This is a genomic window from Lysinibacillus sp. 10T31, assembly GCF_056394365.1.
In genome coordinates, this window is record NZ_JBFTHS010000018.1 from 74077 (window position 1) to 95814 (window position 21738).

Sequence of the window (21738 nt, forward strand, 5' to 3'; positions counted from 1 at the left end):
GCTTATGTATATATCTAATTAGTTATAAACTATATTTGTACTATAACAATTATTATTTCGATTTTTTTACAGTTCTACATTGAAAATGAACAATAAAAGGATGGGAAAAGATGAAGGGAATATTTCAGTTTAAAACACTTAAAGCCCGAATATTAAGTGCATTTCTTCTTTTATTAGTATTAGTTGTTTGTTTTACAACCTATACCTACTTTTCTAATAATAAGATGGAAAAACAAGCAGAAGTTTTAGTGCAAGAAGATTTACTTGTCTTAACCGCAAGTAAAAACTTAGCAATGTCTATGAGTGTTCGTCTCTCCGCAGCTTTAAGTTATGTTGTATCTGGTGAAGAAAAATACATAGAAACTTTTAATGAATATCGTCAAATTGCTGAAGAAAACAATAGCATTGTGGAGAAATACGAAAATACGCCTGAGCGTGCGGCGCTTGTAGAAATGGCACGTACATGGAGCAATCGTGTAAATACCGAAGTATTCGATGTTTATAAAAAAGGTGATAAAAATTTAGCATTGAAAAATTTAACAGCTATCAATAATCTTGTAACCGAAGTTCGTGTTGGTTATGAAGAATTAGCCAATAAACACTCAGATGCAATTACTAAGGTAGGCGATGACGTAGTATCAACAAGTTTAAACAATAAAACAATCGGACTGATTGTTAGCATAGTATTGACAGTCGCAGGTGTCCTAATCGCCATTGTCACTGCTAGAAATATTTCTAAGCCTATTACGATTGTCTCAACGCGCATGAGCGAATTAGCGGATGGCAATTTGCAACATGAACTACTTCCAATAACTCATCGTGATGAAATTGGTCAATTAATGCTTTCCGCCAATGAAATGAATGAAAAATTAAAGCAAACGATTAGCTCCATCTATACTGTTTCCGAAACAGTAGCAGCTAGCAGCGAAGAGCTGGCCCAATCTTCTAATGAAGTGCAATCAGGTACAGAACAAATTACCGTGACTATGCAGGAGCTAGCCTCTGGCACAGAAACACAAGCATCGACAGCAGGTGATTTAGCCGAAACAATGGCTTCTTTCCAACGTAGTATTCATGAAACAACACAGGAAGGCATTGAATTAAAAGAACATTCAAGTCATGTACAAAAACTAACGACAACAGGCAAAGACTTAATGATACAATCAACACAACAAATGGCAGCTATTAATGAGATTGTGTTAGATTCTGTGAAAAAAGTTGAAGGCTTAAATGTGCAGTCCGCTGAAATTTCCAAGCTTGTTTCTGTCATTGATGATATTTCAAATCAAACAAATTTACTTGCCTTAAACGCTGCCATCGAAGCAGCTCGTGCAGGAGAGCATGGAAAAGGTTTTGCAGTTGTAGCCGATGAAGTTCGTAAGCTTGCAGAACAAGTACAATTTTCTGTCACTGATATTTCAACAATCGTCAACCGTATTCAAGGTGAAACTGGCAATGTAACAACCGCTCTGCAATCCGGCTATGAGGAAGTAAAAAGAGGAACCGCCCAACTAAATCAAACAAATGAAACATTTGACCAAATTTCGGAAGCCGTTGAAGAAATGATTGTTAACATAAATACCATTTCAGGCAATTTAAATAATGTTGCTCAAAATTCCGAATCTATCAATGTCTCTGTTGATGAAATGGCTTCTATTTCTCAAGAGTCTGCAGCCGGTGTAGAACAAACAACAGCAACTGTAGAGGAAACTGCCGCTACTATGGAGGAAATTTCAAGGAGTGCAAATCAACTCGCTGGTATGGCTGAAGAGCTAAATATTCAATTACAGCAATTTAAAATTTAGGTACTGGGTACTGATTCTATACACTGTAATTTAGAGAAGGTGAACTTTTAGGTCTCTATAAGTGATTTCTTTGGTACCCCGAGCACTTTGAGCTAATACCGGATCATCACTCTAGATTATCCTAGAAGTTAAAAAAGCTATCTCGACATTACGTTCGAGATAGCTTTCTTTACTACATATTAGTTTATTGCCACTGTCTAATCGGTACCCTTTCAAGCTCATAACGTTTTATAATAACACTGATCTTTTGAAACCACTCCTCACATAACTCTAGCGCTTCTTGATACTCATCTTCTTCTCTTGATATAGGCTCACCGTTATCTAGAAAAACATATTCAAGAATGGGATCAGATAAGTTATCAGCAACAATTTTCAACGTCAATTGAGACACAGTGTTATACTCAGGGTCCTCTTCATCGTATTCCTCTTCTTCTAAATCCAGATCTTCACCAAGTAATGAACCACTTATTAAACTATTGCTAGTCCTAGCAATATACATTTCGTCCTCTACTATAGCAACTTCATATATTTTATTGAATGAGATTTCTTTTTTAATCAAATCTTCTTCTAAATCTTCTCTACTTACGAGGAAAAGTGTATTTGTAGGTTCATTTAGTAATAAAGCATTTAAACAATCATTTGAGATGATGCAATGCGTATGAGGGATAGCCATAAGCTCCTCCTCACTGGCCTCCTTCATTTCATTAAATCTATTGTTATAGATATATCGTTCTTTAACATATCGAATAATTCCTGCTATTAATAGTCCTAAACCAATTAAAAAATATACGTTACTAAATATAGCCGTTTCGACTGACTTTGCTAGTAATAAATAGATGGTTCCTAGAAGTAAAAGAAAAAAGGTTTTCATCCATATCCCACCCTCAAAAAGATAATCGATAGGATTATTTCATCCACGTTAATAGAAATTTTATTCTAACGATTATCTTTTCATTCTTAATTTCTGTGGGAAATATCTGTGTTTTTAGCATCTACATCAAACTTTGAAACAGATTTTTCAAGTTCTTCTGCCATTTTGTTCAGTTTTAAAACAGAATGGAGGATATCTTGATTGTAGTTTTCTTGCTCCATCGTACGCTCTACAACACTTTCGGTTGCCTGTGCAGCCTTATTAGCGAGCATCGTTGTTTCCATAACTCCTGCTGTAATCTCCTCAGAAAATGCGGACATTTCTTCTGAGGTTTCGGAAACTTGTTTGGTATGAGATACTACACCCTGAATAGATTGGAGAATACTTTCAAATGATTTTCCAGCTTCTTCAACAGCTTGTAAACCGTCTTCTACATTTCCTGTTACAACATTCATAGTTTGCACCGTTAAGCTCGTATCCTCATTTATTTTGGAAATTAAATTTGATATACTATTTGCCGATTTTTCTGATTGCTCCGCAAGCTTTCTTACTTCTTCAGCTACTACGGCGAAACCTTTTCCAGATTCACCAGCTCTAGCCGCTTCAATCGCAGCATTTAATGCAAGTAGATTAGTTTGTGAAGCAATATCACGAATCATATTGATAATAAGTGATACTTCATTTGATTGATTCTCTAGTTTTTTAATTGCATTTGCGGATAATTGAACGGATTCATTAATAATATTCATTTGATGAATTACTTTTTCAATATTTCCATTTCCAAGCTCTACATTTTGTAAGCTAATAGATGATAATTGAGATACATTTAAAGAAGCCTCGGCAATTTGTTGAATGCCCTCCGACATTTGCTCTAATGTAGCAGAGCTTTCCTCTGAGCTTTTATGTTGTGCATGTGCTCCAGCCGATACTTCCTGGATGGAGGCTGAAATATGACTAATCGCCTCAGTTGCCTTTTCACTACTATTAGCCACTCCATTAGTCGTATCGATTAACTGCTTAGAGCTAGAATTGATTCCAATGATAATATTTTGTAAATCCAGCACCATTTGCTGGAATGCATTTGTTAAAACTCCAATTTCATCTTTTCGATCTGTTTCTATTTTTAAGGTTAAATCACCATTGCCAACCTGTTTTACTTGTGATGTTAATTTTCTTATTGGCTTCGTTAAATAATCTGTGAAGAAATAAACAATACAGATACCTACTATTAATACAATTAGCGTAATCAATATAATTTTCATATGATTAGCATTCATGTCCGCATAAACATCTGTGGCATCTAAATCTGCTCCTATTAATCCTACAACTTCTCCAGCCTCATTTTTTATCGGCGCATAGATGGCAAGCATCGGTCCGTATTGTGAATCATTTGATAGTTGAAATTGTACTTGCCCTGTTTCGAATGCTTGCTTCATCTGAGGATAAGATTCTGATAATTCCTCTTTAACGCCAATCGTTGAATCCTCACTCGGTATACTATCTACCATATAATAATAGTCATATCCGTCACCATTTTTTATCCGAGTCATCGTATACAAATTAGATGCCTTATGAAGCTCTTTAACCAAGCCTAATTCTTTTTGTAATTCATAATAATAGTCATCTTTTTTTGCACCAATTTCTAAACTTTGATAGCCTTTAACGTCTATCTTTGAGTTCGCCTGATCAATCATATTTAAGTTTTGTTCACCAACTGTTTCTTTCACTAGCTCCAATGAAGAACGGTAAATAAAAAAGCTAATCAGTAAACACGAACTAACGAGTAAAATTGAAAATACCATTAACATTTTAATTTTTAAGCTACTTCTCATCGTTGAACTCCTTTACATTTTCATTATCCTAGTAAAACTTACTTTTTAATTTTGGTAACAATAAATTTTACAATATTTCCCCTATTACAATGTTGATATTCCCAAAAAAATTTATTTTTTTGCTAAAACTAGCTAAAATTGGTCATTTTTAAGTGTAATGTTCTGCAAAAAAAAAAACACAAGGGCATTAAAAATTAATGCTCTCGTGTTTCCAAATTTTTATTTATTAATAATTATCAATTTGAATGTTCCTTTAATTCCTCTTTACTGCCTACCATTAGTATGAATGAATACAATTACATAATTTTCTCGGCTCATCCACAATTCTCTTCAGAGAAATGAAAAACAGCTACAACGCAATATTGTAGCTGCTACTATAATTTTAAATAATCAATTACCCCTAAATGATTATTCAAATTAAAGATATTTTCTATTTTAGTGTCATGTATAAGACTGACGGTATAAATGATAAAGCAAACATGCAGGAATACCACATAGATGTACGGCGTAATGAAAAACGAACTTGTTTCTTTTCTGCATAAAAAATGTCTAACATCACTGAAGCAACAACAAGTGGGATCGTAACACATGCGATAGCAACTAATAAAATGTTTAAACCAAACATAAAAGCACCCCTCTGTTCGTGAACATTTATTTTTCCTCTTTGTGACAACTTTATGTCATTTATAGTGTACACAATTTCGTCACAAACTGTCAACCATATTCAACTAAGAAAAATATGCTTTTTGCAGAATATTTTTATCGTAACGAAGTTTTTTACGTAAAAACTTTCACAAAAAAGCAACTGCAAAATTGCAGCTGCTTTGTTAATCATTAATTCATTAGTTCTTTATCAAAAAATGCACTTGACAATTCAAAGAGAACGTTGTTTTAATCTCTATATTTATCTGTTAGCCCTCTTAAGAAATTTCTCACAAAGCGATCGCCACATTCTTTATAGTTACGATGACTTGGATTTCTTAAAATGGCACCTAATTCACCTTTCGAAACGCTGACGCCTCCATCATATAGAATATCGAGCATCTCCTCACTCGTTAAGGCTAACGCAATCTTCACTTTCTTTAACAGCATATTATTAGGGCTCTCTTTTCCTGAAACAGGTAGTGGTCCTTCTGGTTGACCAGACTTAGACTTTTGCGGACCTCGTTTAAATGTAATAAATCCATTTAGAAAAGCCTCTACCATTTTATTATTACACTTGATGTATTCTTCTGGTGCTTCTTCCTCATCATTAACTTTAATAAGCATGTTCAATACTTCTTCCTTCGTAAAGTCCATGCCGCCTAACTTAAAAATTTCTACCATGTCTTTATTTTTAATATCTAATGCATATCTTAAACGAATTAAAATATCATTGTTCGTCATTTAAAAAACCTCCATTTTGACTGTAAAAGCGCTTCTAATAATCATATCCTCGAAATTGAAGCATTACTTTATTATAACAGAGACATTCACAATTTTAGTTAGCTTTCCAAAAGTTACTTTACTATAGTATTTAGAATGTGCATTTTATTTTTTAACATGTATGATTAGCCAACTCTCGACCATTCTAATCACAAGGAGGTGAGATAAATGGCTAATCGTAGTTCAAATAAGCTTCTAGTTCCCGGTGTACATGAAGCCGTTAATCAATTGAAATATGAAATCGCACAAGAATTTAATGTACAATTAGGGCCAGAAGCCTCTTCTCGTGCAAACGGTTCAGTTGGAGGAGAAATTACAAAACGCCTCGTAGAAATGGCTGAAAAACGTTCAAAAGGTTTATTATAATAATAAATTTAAAAAGAACGAATCCCTTTTTTAAAATTGGAATTCGTTCTTTCATTGTTTTAACTTCTTTCAGCGGGTGTCCAAACATCCGTTGAAATAGAGGAACTCAGTCTAAGAACGCCACGTCCTGTGGCAACGACTGAGTGACCAACATCATGTTGACCCAAAGCCTCTCCGGCGGATGTCACGGAATCGGAAAGGGATTCTTAGAGGATGTTAGCCTAAAATCATCGCATCCATGCGATAACGGCTAACTGACCTGTATCGGTAAAAACGCCACGTCCTGTGGCATTACCGAAATGACCGACATCGTGTCGGCCCTCACGCAGGCCTAAGCACAAAGCCGATTCCAGACGCAATTATGCCGAGGCATAATTGATTTAATTAATTTCAACCGGTTGTAAAGCCTCGCTTGCCTCTTTTTTTAGAGTTAGCATCACGATAAAGGAAATGCAATATAAGGCAGCTAAGTAGATCATAACGATCGTCATATCATAACTTTGAAGAATATATCCAACAAAGATCGGCGAAAACCCTCCAATTGCTCTACCGAAGTTAAAAATCGTGTTTGTAGCTGTACTTCGAATTTGCACTGGATAAAAGCTACTAATTAAAGCTCCATACCCTGCAAACATACCATTTGAGAAGAAGCCGACAATTGCACCACCGATTAAAATTGCGATACTTCCTGTGGCATAAGAGTATAAAAATACAGCACATGCTGAAGCAAGTAAAAAGAAACCAAAAGCACGCTTTGCTCCAAATCGGTCCATAAATCGTCCAAATGTTAACATCCCGATAATCATGCCGACTGCTGTGCTAATTGTCCAAAGTGCCGAGCTTGAAACGGATAGACCTTGAGATTTTTGCAACATAGATGGCAACCAAATCATTAAGCCATTGTAACCAGCAATTTGAACAGTTGCCATAACGATTAATGAGATTGTCGTCATCGAAGTTCTAGGCGTTTCAAATAGTTGCGCCAACTTACCTTTTTCATGTTGCTTGTTGATTTTTTTATTTTTCTGAGAAGCCAGCCACTCTGGTGATTCCTCAAGATTTTTTCGCACAATGAATGCGAAAATTACAGGTACCACACCAACAAAGAATAAAGCCCTCCATCCTAAAGTCGGAAGAATAACGGCACTTAGTAACGCTGCTAAAATAACTCCGTATTGAGCACCTACACTAACATATGAAGAGGCTCTTCCTTGCTTATTCTTTGGCCAAGCCTCGGCAACAAGAGCCATACCAATGCCGTATTCGCCCCCAGCACCAAGACCAGCGATAAATCTATAAATATAAATTTGTTCAATATTTGTTGCTAATCCAGTTAAAGCTGTACCAAGCGCAAACAACAAGACGGTATAAGTAAATACTTTTACCCGCCCATACTTATCAGCTAAAACTCCAAAAATAATACCGCCCAACAGCATACCAATATTCGTTACGGAAGAAATCAGCCCACCCGTTGCGAAATCAATGTTAAATTCCGAAATAATCATTGTCATCGCAAAGGAGATAAACATAATGTCCATCCCTTCCAACGTTAAACCAGCTACTGAAGCTACCACTGTTTTCTTACGATAATCCATTCTTACAATCCTCCAGTTTCTTGTTGATAAAGATCTCTTTTAGCCTATTTGAGGGAATGGATTATACAATTCTTGTCCATTCTCTTTTGAAGCCTCACGGGACTCCCTTTAAAAGAGGTATATAAATCAATTTCGCCTTGGCGTAATTGCGTCCGGAGGCTTTATATTCATTCAGCAGGTGTTGGGACACCCACTAAAAAGGAACCACATCTGCATTCTCTCACCACCTTCAAAGGTGGGAACCTTCTGCTGAATGAATATAAAAAAGCCCTTCTGTCACAGAGGACAAAAAGGGCATGAGAAAACAAAGATATTGTTAGCTTAAAAAATATCACGTAGCCCTTTTCAGCCTCTCTGGACCGTATTAAAGGAAATTTATTTCGTTCATTTATATCGTTCTATATTCTATAAGATTATTATTGAAAAAGCAATGTATTTTTTAGAAAAGAAATAAAAACCATCGAAGGTAATGCTAATTTTTAATATCACGCTTCCGAAAACCAATAAAGCTGATAATCATTAATCCTACCCCAATCGCACTTAATAGGAATAACGGCATAAAGGTTGCTTCCTCTATAGGTACATGCGGAACATGACCAAATGGAGATAGCTTTCCTAACCAATTCGGAAATTGAATCAAGTTTCCTAAATATAGGACAATAAATGAATACATTAAATAAAACCAAATCAAATGGGTAAGCCTTGGTAAAAATCCATTAAGTACTGCAGCGATACCAATCATGACAAGTATTGCCGGGTAAAATACAAGAGCTGAGTTGTAAACCATACTGAATTCAAGTCCATGTTCTACAACTACTGTACCAGCTGCCCATAGACCAATTGCGCTAAGGGAAATCATTACAAAACTATTCACAATTGCTAGTATTAAGTAGGATCCAATTAGCTTAGTCCTCGATACAGCCCTAACTAATAAATGCTCCAGACGCCCCTTTTTTTCTTCGCCACGAAGTCTATTCATAGCCAAAATAGGAGGAATTGTTGCTATCAGGGAAATGATTGTCATTAATGTTGGAATAAATTGTTCAACTAAGGAAGCACCTTCTGCTTGCTGCAACAATTGTTGATACATTTCATTCCCTTTAAAAAAGGATTCCAAATCACCAAATATAGATCCATAAGAAGCACCAAGTGTAAATAAGCCAATTGCCCATGCAATAAAGCCTGTTCGCTGTAATCGAAATGCTAGACCAATCGGGCTTTGTAAAAGACGAGATGCATTACTTTTCCCTGGTTTGGATGCTATGAACCCTTGTTCTAAATCGCGAATACTATTTAGGTAAATTGCAATTATAAATAATAAGATCGCAAAAGCCAACATTAATAATATTGGTCCCCAATTATTAGATGAATATACTTCTGCTTTCGATACCCACCCTAATGGAGAAAGCCATGATAATTGTTCATTACTTATATCCGTGATAGCTCGAGAAAGATAAGCAAGAAGTAGTACTGCAACCGACCATCCAATCGTACCTCGGGAGCTTTCTGAAAGTTGGGCGAAAATCGCTGTCACTCCTACAAAAATGAACCCCGTTCCGCCTAATGCAGCACCATAAAGTAAGGATCCTTCTAAATCCATACTTTCAATTCCTAGTACATATAATCCAAAACCTATAAATAATGCTAAAACAATAAATGTACCACTTGCTACAATAAATGATGCACTTAAGTAGGAAAGGCGCCCTGATGGCAAAGAACGAATCATTTCAATGAGACCGTCTTCTTCATCTGCTCTTGTATGCCGTGTGACAAGTAAAATAGCCATTAAACCAACAATTACCGCAGTTATTATGAGCATTTGATGCGCAGTCATTGCACCAATCGTATAATTTTTCAGATCACCCGTGCCTACCATTGCAGTTATTGCGGGATTGGCCATTGTTTCAGTAACGGTATCTCTATCCTGTTGCGTTTTATATAAATTTTCAAATGCAGGAGGTATGATTACTGTGAACAATGTTATTCCAACTATCCATAATGAAACTCTTGTTCTATCTAGACGGAAAATTAATCGAGATAGTTGACCTGTATTCGCAAATCTATTTTGATTCATTAATGGACACCCCCTGTCTCTTTCCCTTCTACATTATTTTTGCTTTCATAGTGACGCATAAATAAATCTTCAAGAGTTGGTGGTGCACTCTCCAACTTTACAATTCCAAATTGACTAATATGTCTGATGACACTGTCCAGTTCTTCCGTATCAACTTGAAAGGTCAAACCTTGATTAGTTTCTTTTATATCATGTATTCCTTGTAACTTACTTAATGATGAAATGGGTTTCTTTGTCTCAACAAGGATATGTGTTCTTGTTAAGTGACGAAGTTCATTTAACGATCCAGTTTCTATTATTTTACCTTGTCGAATGATTCCCACTCTATCACACAATTTTTCTACTTCAGAAAGGATATGACTTGAAAGAAGCACACTTTTCCCTTTATTTTTAACCTCCAAGACACACTCCTGAAAAACTTGTTCCATCAGCGGATCAAGGCCCGAGGTTGGTTCATCTAAAATATACAAATCAGCATCTGACGAAAATGCCGCAATTAATGCAACCTTTTGTCGGTTTCCTTTAGAATACGTTCGGCATTTCTTTGTTGGATCTAAATCAAATTTTTTTATTAATTCTTCTCTTTTGCTTTTATTATTGGTTCCCCGTAATTTAACAAATAAATCAATTACCTCTCCACCTGTTAAATTAGGCCATAAATTGACATCACCCGGTACATAAGCCAATCTCTTATGGATTTCCACTGCTTCATTCCAAGCATCTTTACCAAATAATTCAACTTCTCCTTCAGTTGCCTTTAAAATACCAAGTAATACCCGTATCGTCGTTGATTTGCCAGCTCCATTAGGACCAATGAAGCCAAAAACCTCCCCACTCCGCACCTCAAAATTAACACCATCTAAAGCTGTAGACTTCCCAAACTTCTTCGTTAAATTTCTAACTTCTAACACGTTCATGATCCATCCCCCTTATTTGTAAAAACTATATTTCAAAATTTCTGAATATTTACCCCATTCTTCGAGATACTCCTCCCTAACTTCTTCAAAGCTGTTTAATTGATTAATTACTTTCTCCCCAAATCCGAACATTGTCCAATTAAGAATATCAATCGCTTTTTGAATATCGATGTCTTCACGAAATTTAGAGTAGTCTATATTCTCATATATTTTTGTAACTCCCTCTTCGAAAATAGAATTAACTTTTTGTTTAATATCCTCCTTCACTTCATCAGATTCCTCATGGACTGAAGAAAAAAGAAAATCAAACACCTGGGGGAATTTTCTTTGTATATGCAATTTTTTTAATCCTAATTTCTCAATTCTTATAAATATATCCGTTTCATTCAAATCTATGTGCTCATAAATTTTCTCAATGACTTGAATAGAGTATTCAATTAAATATAAATAAAGATCTTTCTTACTATTAAAATAATTAAATAATGAACCTTTAGAGATTCTTGCCTCTTTTACAATTTCATTTGTTGAAGCTTTGTCAAAACCACTTTGCACAAATTCTTTTATAGCGGCATTAATAATACGCTCTTGTTTTTCTGTTTTCAGGCTGTTAAATATGGAATTAATGATAATTATCTCCTTTCTGAAGTGACCAGTGTGGTCATATTTAATTTAACAAAAATGACCATTATGGTCAAATGAAAATAAAAAGGAAAAAAGGACATGATTTTCTTCCCGTCACTTCATACTGTCTTTTACATCATCTGATATAAATTCCCAGACCGGGTTCTCTAGTCTTTTATACAGATAAAGAAGGGATACGGTACTTTACAAAACTATATTAAGCAACAAAAAAGAGGGGTTCTTTGCCCCTCTTTTTTATCTATCGTTCATCTCAATCAACATTGTTTGATTCAAAATTATTAAGCAATGCACGCACTTCATCTGTTGATTTCGTGTTCATCAATTGATTTCTTAATTCACCAGCTCCACGGAATCCTTTGACATAAATTTTGAAAAAACGATGAAGCCCTGTGATTGAACGTGGTAGTTCTTCCGCATATTGATCTTGAAGATCTAGCTGCAGTCTCAAAAGATCAAGGTACTCTTTACTGCTATGCTCTTTTGGTTCTTTTTCAAAAGCAAAAGGATTTTTAAAAATACCTCGCCCGATCATAACACCATCAATACCATATTGTTCAGCAAGCTGCAGCCCCGTTTGACGGTCAGGAATGTCTCCATTAATTGTTATTAGTGTATTTGGTGCGATACGGTCACGTAATTTTTTAATTTCCGGAATTAGCTCCCAATGCGCATCTACTTGGCTCATTTCCTTTCTTGTACGTAAATGAATAGAAAGGTTCGCAATATCCTGTTTTAAAATATGCGTTAGCCACTCCTCCCACTCATTTACATCGCTAAAGCCAAGTCGTGTTTTCACGCTGACAGGCAGTCCGCCCGCTTTTGCTGCTTGAATAAGCTCCGCCGCAACATCTGGACGCAGAATAAGGCCACTACCTTTCCCTCTCGATGCCACATTCGGTACAGGACAGCCCATATTAATATCGATGCCTTTAAACCCCAGCTCTGCCATGCCAATACTCATTTGACGGAAATATTCAGGATTATCCCCCCAAATATGTGCCACCATAGGCTGTTCATCTTCTGTAAAAATCAAACGGCCACGCACACTTTTCATGCCCTCTGGATGACAATAGCTATCCGAGTTTGTAAACTCTGTGAAAAATACATCCGGTCGACCCGCTTCACTTACTACGTGACGAAAAACAACATCTGTCACATCTTCCATTGGTGCAAGTACAAAAAATGGTCGTGGTAAATCACGCCAAAAATTATCTATCATTTCAAACTCAAATCCTCTCACTATCGATACATATTCAAACTCTTGGTCATAAAATATAAAGCCCAATGTTCCACTTCTTTTACACTTATATCATGTTCAATAACTTATTATCAAACACTAGTACATTTGGCATTTGTAATTTGTTCTGATACCAATTATGAGGTGTATAATTTTTAATTTTCATCACATATATCAAAAGTAACCTCTTCTATTCAAGCATATGATTCAACTAAAAACCTTTCCATGCTTATACAAAAAGGATGGAATATTCACTCCACCCTTTCAGAGTTCTATCATTTACTAATCAATCACCCGAGCAACATTCCTACCACAAGTCTTGCATTTCCCCTTTAATACAGGGGCATATTCTCCCTCTTGTATCGTGTACTTCACAATTGTCGTTACACCACAATTGCCACAAAATACGTTTTTTACGAGCATTTCTCTGATATCTTTCGGGATAGAGAGCCATTTTTTTGCTGCGTCCATTATGATCGCTCCTTTAGAGTTAGTTCCGTAACAACCTCCACATGCGTTGAATGCGGGAACATATCTACAGGTTGAATCTCCTGTGTTTGATAGCCACCATCCTCCAAAATTCGAAGGTCACGTGCTAGTGTAGCTGGGTTACAGGACACATAAACAACACGCTTAGGACGTTGCTCTAAAATTGTCTTTAGAAGCGCCTCATCGCAGCCTTTGCGCGGTGGGTCAACTACTAGGACATCCGCTTCTTTGCCTTCCTTATACCAGCGTGGAATTACTTCCTCTGCTGGACCGGCCTCAAAATACGTATTAGTGAAACCATTTAATTCTGCATTGCGCTTCGCATCTTCAATAGCTTGCGGTACAATTTCAACACCCATAACAGCCTTTGCTTTTTGTGCAAGGAATAATGAAATGGTGCCAATACCACAGTAAGCATCAATTACTCGTTCATCACCCTGCAAGTTAGCGTAGTCTAATGCTTGCTTGTATAGAACTTCCGTTTGCTGAGGATTTACTTGATAAAATGAACGAGCTGAAATTTCAAAGCGAACATCGCCAATTGTATCAATAATAACGTCCTTACCCCATAGGTTTACAGTTTCATCACCGAAAATAACGTTCGTTTTATCGCTGTTAACGTTTTGCATAATTGATGTTACGTTCGGAACAAGCTTCTGGATTGTCGCAACAGCAGCTTCTTTTTGCGGGAATTTTTTCTTTTTAGTTACAAGAACAACCATAACTTCACCCGTTGCTCGTGCTTTACGAATGACTACATGGCGTAGCATTCCCTCATGTGTTCCCTCGTTATATGGTCGAATACCGATTGCCGCTAATTCCTTTTTCAAACCTGCAAGAATAGCGTCCGCTTCCCCTGTCTGAATTAAGCAACGCTCCATATCCACGATGCTATGAGACTTCGTTTTATAGAAGCCAGCAATAGCTTGTCCTGCTTCATTTGAGGAGAAAGGTATTTGTGCTTTATTGCGGTAATGCCAAGGCTCTTCCATGCCTTTCACAGGTAAAACAGGCGCATCAATTTTACCAATGCGCTGCATAACATTACGCACCATGTTTTCTTTCCATTTTAACTGCCCTTCATAAGACAGGTGCTGTAATTGGCAGCCGCCACATTGCTTGAAATATTCACAAGGCGCATCTACACGATCTGGCGATGGCTTGAGAATTTCTGCAACCTTTGCAAAGCCGTAATTTTTTAACGTTTTTAAAACATGCACTTCCGCCGTTTCATTAGGAAGTGCACCTTGGATAAATAATGGATAGCCATCGACCTTAGCGACGCCATTGCCATCATGTGTTAAATCTTCTATATAAACCGTTAGTCGGTCATTCTTTTTCACGGGTGCTGACATTCGTACATCCTCCATTTCAATCTCTTTATTGTAGCATGTTGTGGCGGATGAAAAAAGAACAAGGCTTAATATTAACTGCTCGGGTGTGTTGAGGAAGTAATCGGGTATGCGCTCGAACAGCTTGAGTAGGGTAAAGAATATGATCGGCTCTCCTTCCTCCGCTCTACCTCCAAAATGATCAGGTATCCCAAGAATGTGATCCACTCTTCTTCCAAACTGCTCGGGTTGACCGAGAATGTGATTTGCTCTACCATTGCTCCTGTTTTAGAAAAACAATTTACACGAGTAGAAAAAAGAGCCGCTATTCGCGACTCTTCCCCTCTTTCTTCACTGTGTGGTAATCTCTAGGTGCCCACCAGAAAGCAGCAACTACTCCGAGGATGACGACTATAAATGGCGCATAAAAAATAAAAAAACTTTCCATAGTTTTATCCCTCCTATACGTGATTGTCTTCTTTTCCGGTCACATAATTTTTGTTGAAGAGGAATAATTTCAACAACAAGAACAGTGATGGAATGAGCAGACACAGTCCTAAAATAAACGCAATGACGAGTGCAATCGCCATTTGTGTACTTGTAAAACTATCGTAAATTGTTAAATACGGATACAGTAAATATGGATATTGTGCGATACCATATGCGAAGAACGCCACTGCAAATTGGGCAATCAATAATCCAACCGCAAGACCGTAATTTTTTCGCATCCATATTAGCACTACAGTAATAATAAATAACACGGCTGAAATGGCGAACATCCACCATAAATTAACCATATTATTGTAACTTTCAGAGTTGATGAATTTCAATTCGTACATAATGCCGAGCGCACTCACCATTAAAGGTGCCGCCCAAGCAAGTGAGTATTTTCGCATTAAATTTGTGGCTTCTTTATCCTTTGCTTTATAAGCGTACCAAGTTAAAAACACGGCTGAAATATAAAGTACAGCTGCAATGCTTAACACGACAATACTCCAAGCAAATGGGCTCGTATACAATGTCCAATAGTTCAAGACAGGTTGCCCGTTAACAATATCAACATAGCCACCAGCAGCAATCGCGAATACAACAGAGAGTGAAGCTGGAATGAGTAAGCCTGCTACACCATACGTCAGCGTGTAACCGATATGTCCACGTGCACCATAGGATTCAAACGCATAGTAGGAGCCTCGTATTGCAAGAAGCACTAGCGAAATACTAACTGGAACAAGTAATATCGTTCCATAATAGAAAGCTGTTTGTGGGAAAAATCCAACAATCCCAACAAAGAAGAATACTAAAAAGACATTGGTTACTTCCCAAACTGGTGATAAATAACGCTTAATAATATTCGTTAAAATATGATTTTTTCCGATGAGTAGGCTGTAGGCATTAAAAAAGCCTGCGCCAAAATCGATTGAAGCTACAATGACATAGCCAAATAGGAAAATCCATAAAACTGAAATACCTAAAATCTCTAATGTCATAAGATGTCACCGCCTTTTTCAGCATGGCGATCTTCTATTTCTCGCTCAATTGGATTCTTTTTGAACATACGAATTAAAACTACCATACTTCCTATTGCTAATACGGCATACACTCCTGTAAACAATAGCATCATTAAATCTACATGGTCACTAGTCGTGGCCCCTTCTGGTGTTCGCATTAATCCATACAAGATCCAAGGCTGTCGTCCAACTTCAGCAAGCCACCATCCTGCTTCAATCGCAATAATAGAAAGTGGTCCACCTGCTACAACAATCCATCTAAACCAACGTGAATGAATAAACTGCCAATCACGTGCTTTCCCGCATACATAAACCAATGAAACGAATGCCATGAACATGCCAATCATCACCATGAGATCAAAGAGGTAATGAATATATAGTGGTGGTCGATCTTCTTCAGCAAATTGATCTAAGCCAATTACCTCTGCATTTGGATTATTATGTGCTAAAACACTCAAAGCATAAGGTACTTTAATAGCATATTTTACTTCTTCCCCATCTAATACACCAAATAGTATAAGTGAAGCTTTATCTTCCGTTTCAAAATGCCACTCAGCTGCAGCTAGTTTTTCTGGCTGATATTCTGCTAAATATTTTCCTGAAAAGTCTCCAATAATCGCTGATGCAATGGAGAAAATCAGACCAATCTTCATAAGTAAGTATAAAGATTTTTTATGATATATATGCTTAGAACCTCTAAGCAGACGGTATCCTGCAATTGATGCTAACACAAATGCAGATGTCATATAGGCTGTAACGAGAACATGTGCTACCTTTGTCGGCATTGCTGGATTAAACATTGCTAGAAATGGTTGAATATTCACTAGCTGGCCGTCCACAATATCAAATCCTTGTGGCGCATTCATAAACGCGTTGACAATTGTTATAAACACAGCTGACATCGATGCACCGACAGCAACCGGAATTAACAATAGCATATGCTTCTTCTGACTATCGAAGCGATCCCAAGTATATAGGTAGATGCCTAGAAAGATGGCTTCAAAGAAAAATGCAAACGTTTCCATGAAAAGTGGTAATGCTATTGTCTGACCAGCAAGTTGCATAAAATTCGGCCATAGTAAAGATAACTGTAAGCCAATTGCTGTCCCTGTGACAACTCCCACTGCAACAGTAATAACAAAACCTCGTGCCCAACGTCTTGCCATTAAAATATAGTGCTCATCATTCTTTTTATATCCAGTCCATTGTGCGATCATAATCATTAACGGGACACCAACACCAATCGTTGCATAAATAATATGAAACGATAAAGTTAGTTCCGTTAATGCTCTACTCCAAAAGACTGCTGATTCATTCACCATGTCATTGCCCCCCTAACCTCCAAATATTCTTCCAAGTATGGAAAGTAGCATAATAATTGCAACACCAAAGCTTAGCCAAATGAGCTTTCTTTCCTGTGACTTATACAAAGGCAACACTTCCTTTCCCTTATCTCTACCCCATTTTCCACTATTGCAACGAAAAAAACCTTTATAATGGACCGGAATTTCGGCCTATTATAAAGGTTTCAAATTTTGTTCAAGTAATATACGCACATTTGCCAAACATTTTTCTTATTTCATTCACAATACCAATTATAGGAGAAAATTATTCCTATATATAGTTTTTTTACCGATTTCACCCATAAAACAAGGCTCCCTCCTAAATGGAGAGCGCCCTGTTCTAATGTTTCATTACATACGGTCTTCTTCACGAATATCTGCTAGTGGAACAAAAATTTCAATATGGCGCTTTAAGTTTTCAAATGTAGCAGGCGCATCCCCACCATACTCACCATCTAAGTTTAAATGTATTTCATCTTCAGTAGATACTTTTACGACACTGGCCTTTTTATAAATGACACGATCATCATTCAAATGCTCGCCTCGTAATGCCATTGCGGCAAGCTGAATAAACTCAGGCAGGCTTACTTTTTTCAATACTAATAAAGTAAAGTAGCCATCATTAATACTTGCGTCAGGTGCAAGCTTTTCAAAACCACCCACTGAATTTGTTAAGCCGCATAAAAACATCATGGCATCCCCATCAAATACTTCGCCATCATATTCGATACGCATATGGGAGGCTTTGATTGATGGAATCATTTCTACTGCTTTTACGTAATAAGCTAGCTGTCCTAGCATTGTTTTCATTTTACTTGGCACTTCATAAGTTAACTCTGTAATACGTCCGCCAGCGGCAATATTGATGAAATAGCGTTCCCCATTTAATAAACCAACATCAACTGGCAACGTTTCGCCTTTAATAATGATGTCAACTGCAGCATCAATATTTCGCGGAATATGCACGGCACGGGCAAAGTCATTCGTTGTGCCCATCGGAATTAAACCTACTTTCGGGCGGTTCTCAAATGAACTCACACCTGAAACAACTTCATTTAATGTGCCATCTCCACCAACTGCAATGATTATATCAAAGCCACGTTCAACTGCATTTTTTGCTGCAATGGTTGCATCGCCTTCACAGGTCGTTGCGTGACAAGATGTCTCATAGCCTGCTACCTCTAATTTTGCCAATACTTCTGGTAGATGCTTTTTAAACACTTCACGCCCAGATGTAGGATTATAAATGATTCTTGCTCGTTTCATAACATACCTTCCTGCTTCATAAGATTCTATTTCTTTCAACGAATTATTCGTTTTAATGTTGCATTAAGCTTCCAATAGTCAACAAAAGCAAGGCATGACCTCATTCTCTGACATGTAGCCTTACGTTTTACAATTATTGTAATGCAGCTGTTACTTGCTTTTTAAAATCCTCATAAACAAATGTCCAATATGATGCATTCGTAATATTCTCTTCACGAATTTCAGCATATAGTGCTTTTTGTGCATCTTCAAATGTAGGATCTTCTTTATCAGGTAAAGTAGCTCGTTTACTCACTACTAGTTCCTGTAATTCTGGTGCACGTGGACCCCATTTTCCGACAACCTGACCAGCATCATCTAATAAAATATAAACTGGAATTGCTCGGCCACCGTTTGTTAAATAGCGATCAATTAAATCTGTATCAGCATCACGTAGTACTGCGCGCATTTCTAATCCTGCAGCCTCTGCAACTCGGCGAATAACTGGATTGTTTAACATTGCGTCCCCGCACCAATCCTCAGTAATCGTTAAAATTTTTGGTTGCTTGTCCTTCAGTAGTTGAATAAAGCCATCGTTTTTCGGCACTTCGAAGCCATCATAAATACGGAAGCTTTCCTCTTTTAATGTCGTCATATTATCCATATATTGTTGAATCGAAATCGCATCATTAAAATATTGTTGTTCAGTTTTCATTGATTGACCTCCTAAAGTTTTATCATGTTCTATTCTATATTTTGCTATGAATACTCTTTTAAGACAACTATTAAGTGTTAATTTGGTATTTTTTAGTCATATTAAATTGATTTCCGTTCCAACTGAAGGCGTCCAGTACGAACGGAAATCAACTTATTCACATGACATACGTTTTAACATAAATTATCCCCGACTTTTGATAATGAGTATTTTATCCACACTGACTGTTTTCAGTTTTGCTTGTCAGGGCATTTATCTTGTATAGATACCCCAAAGAGTCTTTTGTATGTATTAATTTTTAAATTTAAAAGGCCCAGAAAGCTAAATAATTATCAAGACCTAAATTAAAAAAAGGCAAATAAATAAAAGGGCGCTACATATTTTATATGACTAATATGTAGCGCTCTTTCCTTTTTATTAAACTAAAGCACCCGTTAGTTTAAGTGTAACTCTTCACAATTACTTGATATTATATAGGTAAGTAGAAATATAAATTAGAATTTAGTTTATAGTTATAAAAATAAGTTTTTTATACTCTTATAATTCTTCAAAAAGGAGAGTTTATGAAAAAGACTATTGTTTTTGTATTAACGATACTTATATTATTCTCGGGATTCGCAACACAAAGTTATGCGTTGTCAGATTCGAAATCTGTGGCAATACAAGCGTTGCTAGATGATGCCTCTCGTACATCAGGTGTGCCTGGAATGTCAATCTCAATACTTGCTAATGATGAAGTGTTCTACTTTTCTTCTGGGTATGCAGATCTTGAAAAGGGGTTGTCTGCAAGTGAAAATACACTCTATGAGTTGGCCTCGGTGAGTAAAGCTTTTACTGGTATGGGGATTCTGCTATTGGAAGAGCAAGGGCTGCTATCAATGACTGACCCTATCCAAAAATATTTACCTTGGTTTACGTTAAAGTATCAAGGTAAACCTGTTGATATGCAAAGCCTTACACTAAATAACTTCCTTCACCATACCAGCGGCTTAACAAATATTAGACATACTCAAAATATTCCACAAGGCAATACGCCTGATATGTTGCAAAAGACTGTGGAAACGCTGGTAGATGCTGAATTGGCGTTCTCTCCCGGTGAACAATATAACTATGGAACTGTTAATTATGACGTATTGGGTTTGGTTATTGAGATTGTATCACGACAAAGCTATGAAGACTTTATGAGGGAACAGGTATTTCTACCCTTAGGTCTTCACCAGACGTATGTTTATAAAGAAGATGCTCAAGCCACTGGACAGTTAGCACAGGGCTACCGTTCTTCCTTTTTCATAACAACTCCATTTAACGCTCCGGATTATGCTGGGAATAAACCTGCCGGCTATATCATTTCTAATACAAAAGATATGGCGCGTTGGATGGGCATACAGATGGGTATCGTGCAGGACATACCCGAAATATTTCACAGGGTTATCGAAAAATCACATAGGGGTGATATGTCTGTTTCGGCTGTCAACGATATGTATTATGCGGCAGGTTGGTCGGTAAACGCCGAACAAACGTTTATAGAACACACTGGGGGTAATCCGAATTTTAGAACCGAAGTAGCCATACTGCCAAATGAACGAACAGCCATCTGCTTACTGAGCAACGGCGCAAATACCAATATAAACCTGGTACTAAAAGTTAAAGATATATTAGACGGCAATCTAACTCAGTCATATGAGATAAGCGGCACACAGCTTTTGGACATCATTTTGTCGTCTACCACAATTATTCTTTGCCTATTGGCCGTTCTGTTATTTCTCTTAGGATTAAGAAAAAGGAAAACGAATGAGCAGCAGCCAATGACAAAAAAGAGAACAATCGTAACAATTATTTTCCTAATCGCTACGATTGCCCAGTGTATAATGTTTTTTGCCTTCGATTGGTCAACGATACTTATTTGGCAAACATATAGTGTTCTTACAGCTTTGATTTCGTCAACATTATTAACAGCAAGCATTACTTGGTATATACTCACCGATAAGATGCCTCGCTCCGAAAATAAGTATAATGTTAAGTAATTAAATTCCAATTTATCAATATTCTTAATTTAAAAAACATAAGACACCTCGGTGTCTTCTTTAATGTCATCGACACTTCTCCTAGTTAAACCCACTTGCTATTTCTTCCACTAACCTGCCCCGTTCGTATTATAAGGTCAGCCAGATATTTCTGGTTGACCATATTTTATATGGTTTTATTATAGCAGTAGCCAGGGTAGAACGTAACTGCTCGTGGGGCTTGACCCCGTCAACTAAACCGTTCGCCCCCTACTTGCAGAAACATGATTGAGGCTGGTTGGGACTTAGATCTCGTATAACAAGCGAAGCTATGACACTG

19 protein-coding genes are annotated in these 21738 nt (G+C 37.0%); 3 read left to right on the forward strand and 16 right to left on the reverse strand.

Going from position 1 to position 21738, the window contains the following annotated elements; genetic code table 11:
* Window positions 1–110 precede the first annotated feature (110 nt).
* Window positions 111–1805, forward strand: a complete 1695-nt coding sequence (locus AC1DCY_RS12365; RefSeq protein WP_477350488.1) for a methyl-accepting chemotaxis protein — start codon at window positions 111–113, stop codon at window positions 1803–1805.
* 184 nt (window positions 1806–1989) lie between these two features.
* Here AC1DCY_RS12365 and AC1DCY_RS12370 read toward each other — a convergent pair whose 3' ends face one another.
* The 4 genes from AC1DCY_RS12370 to AC1DCY_RS12385 form a co-directional block, all read right to left on the reverse strand.
* Entirely contained in the window at window positions 1990–2676 is a 687-nt protein-coding gene (locus AC1DCY_RS12370) for a hypothetical protein (RefSeq protein WP_477350490.1), read from the reverse strand.
* 86 nt (window positions 2677–2762) lie between these two features.
* Window positions 2763–4508, reverse strand: a complete 1746-nt coding sequence (locus AC1DCY_RS12375) for a methyl-accepting chemotaxis protein (RefSeq protein ID WP_477350492.1) — start codon at window positions 4506–4508, stop codon at window positions 2763–2765.
* 430 nt (window positions 4509–4938) lie between these two features.
* Window positions 4939–5133, reverse strand: coding sequence for a hypothetical protein (locus AC1DCY_RS12380; RefSeq protein WP_460014529.1), 195 nt, complete (start codon window positions 5131–5133; stop codon window positions 4939–4941).
* Between the two features lie 266 nt (window positions 5134–5399).
* Window positions 5400–5894, reverse strand: coding sequence for a YehS family protein (locus tag AC1DCY_RS12385; RefSeq protein ID WP_460014528.1), 495 nt, complete (start codon window positions 5892–5894; stop codon window positions 5400–5402).
* 207 nt (window positions 5895–6101) lie between these two features.
* Between AC1DCY_RS12385 and AC1DCY_RS12390 the strand changes: the two genes are divergently transcribed.
* Window positions 6102–6299: an alpha/beta-type small acid-soluble spore protein gene (locus AC1DCY_RS12390; protein ID WP_053483023.1), complete on the forward strand. Its 198-nt coding sequence runs from the start codon at window positions 6102–6104 to the stop codon at window positions 6297–6299.
* A 380-nt stretch (window positions 6300–6679) separates the two neighbouring features.
* Here the strand turns inward: AC1DCY_RS12390 and AC1DCY_RS12395 are convergent, their stop codons facing one another.
* The 12 genes from AC1DCY_RS12395 to AC1DCY_RS12450 form a co-directional block, all read right to left on the reverse strand.
* A complete protein-coding gene (locus AC1DCY_RS12395; RefSeq protein WP_477350495.1) occupies window positions 6680–7894 on the reverse strand; it encodes an MFS transporter in 1215 nt (404 codons plus the stop codon).
* 472 nt (window positions 7895–8366) lie between these two features.
* Window positions 8367–9968: an ABC transporter permease gene (locus AC1DCY_RS12400; RefSeq protein WP_477350497.1), complete on the reverse strand. Its 1602-nt coding sequence runs from the start codon at window positions 9966–9968 to the stop codon at window positions 8367–8369.
* A complete protein-coding gene (locus AC1DCY_RS12405) occupies window positions 9968–10885 on the reverse strand; it encodes an ABC transporter ATP-binding protein (protein ID WP_477350499.1) in 918 nt (305 codons plus the stop codon). The genes AC1DCY_RS12400 and AC1DCY_RS12405 overlap by 1 nt, the downstream gene beginning before the upstream one ends.
* 12 nt (window positions 10886–10897) lie before the next feature.
* Window positions 10898–11554 (reverse strand): TetR/AcrR family transcriptional regulator, encoded by a 657-nt coding sequence (locus tag AC1DCY_RS12410; RefSeq protein WP_477350517.1) that lies wholly within the window; start codon window positions 11552–11554, stop codon window positions 10898–10900.
* Between the two features lie 223 nt (window positions 11555–11777).
* Complete coding sequence (locus tag AC1DCY_RS12415) at window positions 11778–12767, reverse strand: tRNA dihydrouridine synthase (protein ID WP_477350519.1); 990 nt, start codon at window positions 12765–12767, stop codon at window positions 11778–11780.
* A 279-nt stretch (window positions 12768–13046) separates the two neighbouring features.
* Window positions 13047–13235 (reverse strand): hypothetical protein, encoded by a 189-nt coding sequence (locus tag AC1DCY_RS12420; protein WP_477350501.1) that lies wholly within the window; start codon window positions 13233–13235, stop codon window positions 13047–13049.
* Window positions 13235–14608, reverse strand: a complete 1374-nt coding sequence (gene rlmD, locus AC1DCY_RS12425; protein WP_477350502.1) for a 23S rRNA (uracil(1939)-C(5))-methyltransferase RlmD — start codon at window positions 14606–14608, stop codon at window positions 13235–13237. The genes AC1DCY_RS12420 and rlmD overlap by 1 nt, the downstream gene beginning before the upstream one ends.
* Window positions 14609–14909: 301 nt before the next feature.
* Complete coding sequence (cydS, locus tag AC1DCY_RS12430) at window positions 14910–15032, reverse strand: cytochrome bd oxidase small subunit CydS family protein (protein WP_477350503.1); 123 nt, start codon at window positions 15030–15032, stop codon at window positions 14910–14912.
* Window positions 15033–15045: 13 nt separating this feature from the next.
* Window positions 15046–16071 (reverse strand): cytochrome d ubiquinol oxidase subunit II, encoded by a 1026-nt coding sequence (locus tag AC1DCY_RS12435; protein ID WP_477350505.1) that lies wholly within the window; start codon window positions 16069–16071, stop codon window positions 15046–15048.
* Window positions 16068–17414 carry a cytochrome ubiquinol oxidase subunit I gene (locus AC1DCY_RS12440; RefSeq protein WP_477350507.1) on the reverse strand — a complete coding sequence of 449 codons (1347 nt, stop codon included), beginning with the start codon at window positions 17412–17414 and terminating at the stop codon, window positions 16068–16070. Before AC1DCY_RS12440 ends, AC1DCY_RS12435 begins: the two co-directional genes overlap by 4 nt.
* A gap of 372 nt (window positions 17415–17786) precedes the next feature.
* Window positions 17787–18701 (reverse strand): diacylglycerol kinase, encoded by a 915-nt coding sequence (locus AC1DCY_RS12445; RefSeq protein WP_477350509.1) that lies wholly within the window; start codon window positions 18699–18701, stop codon window positions 17787–17789.
* A gap of 133 nt (window positions 18702–18834) precedes the next feature.
* Window positions 18835–19395: a thioredoxin family protein gene (locus tag AC1DCY_RS12450; protein WP_477350510.1), complete on the reverse strand. Its 561-nt coding sequence runs from the start codon at window positions 19393–19395 to the stop codon at window positions 18835–18837.
* A 563-nt stretch (window positions 19396–19958) separates the two neighbouring features.
* Between AC1DCY_RS12450 and AC1DCY_RS12455 the strand changes: the two genes are divergently transcribed.
* Complete coding sequence (locus tag AC1DCY_RS12455; RefSeq protein ID WP_476427934.1) at window positions 19959–21419, forward strand: serine hydrolase domain-containing protein; 1461 nt, start codon at window positions 19959–19961, stop codon at window positions 21417–21419.
* Window positions 21420–21738: the final 319 nt, after the last annotated feature.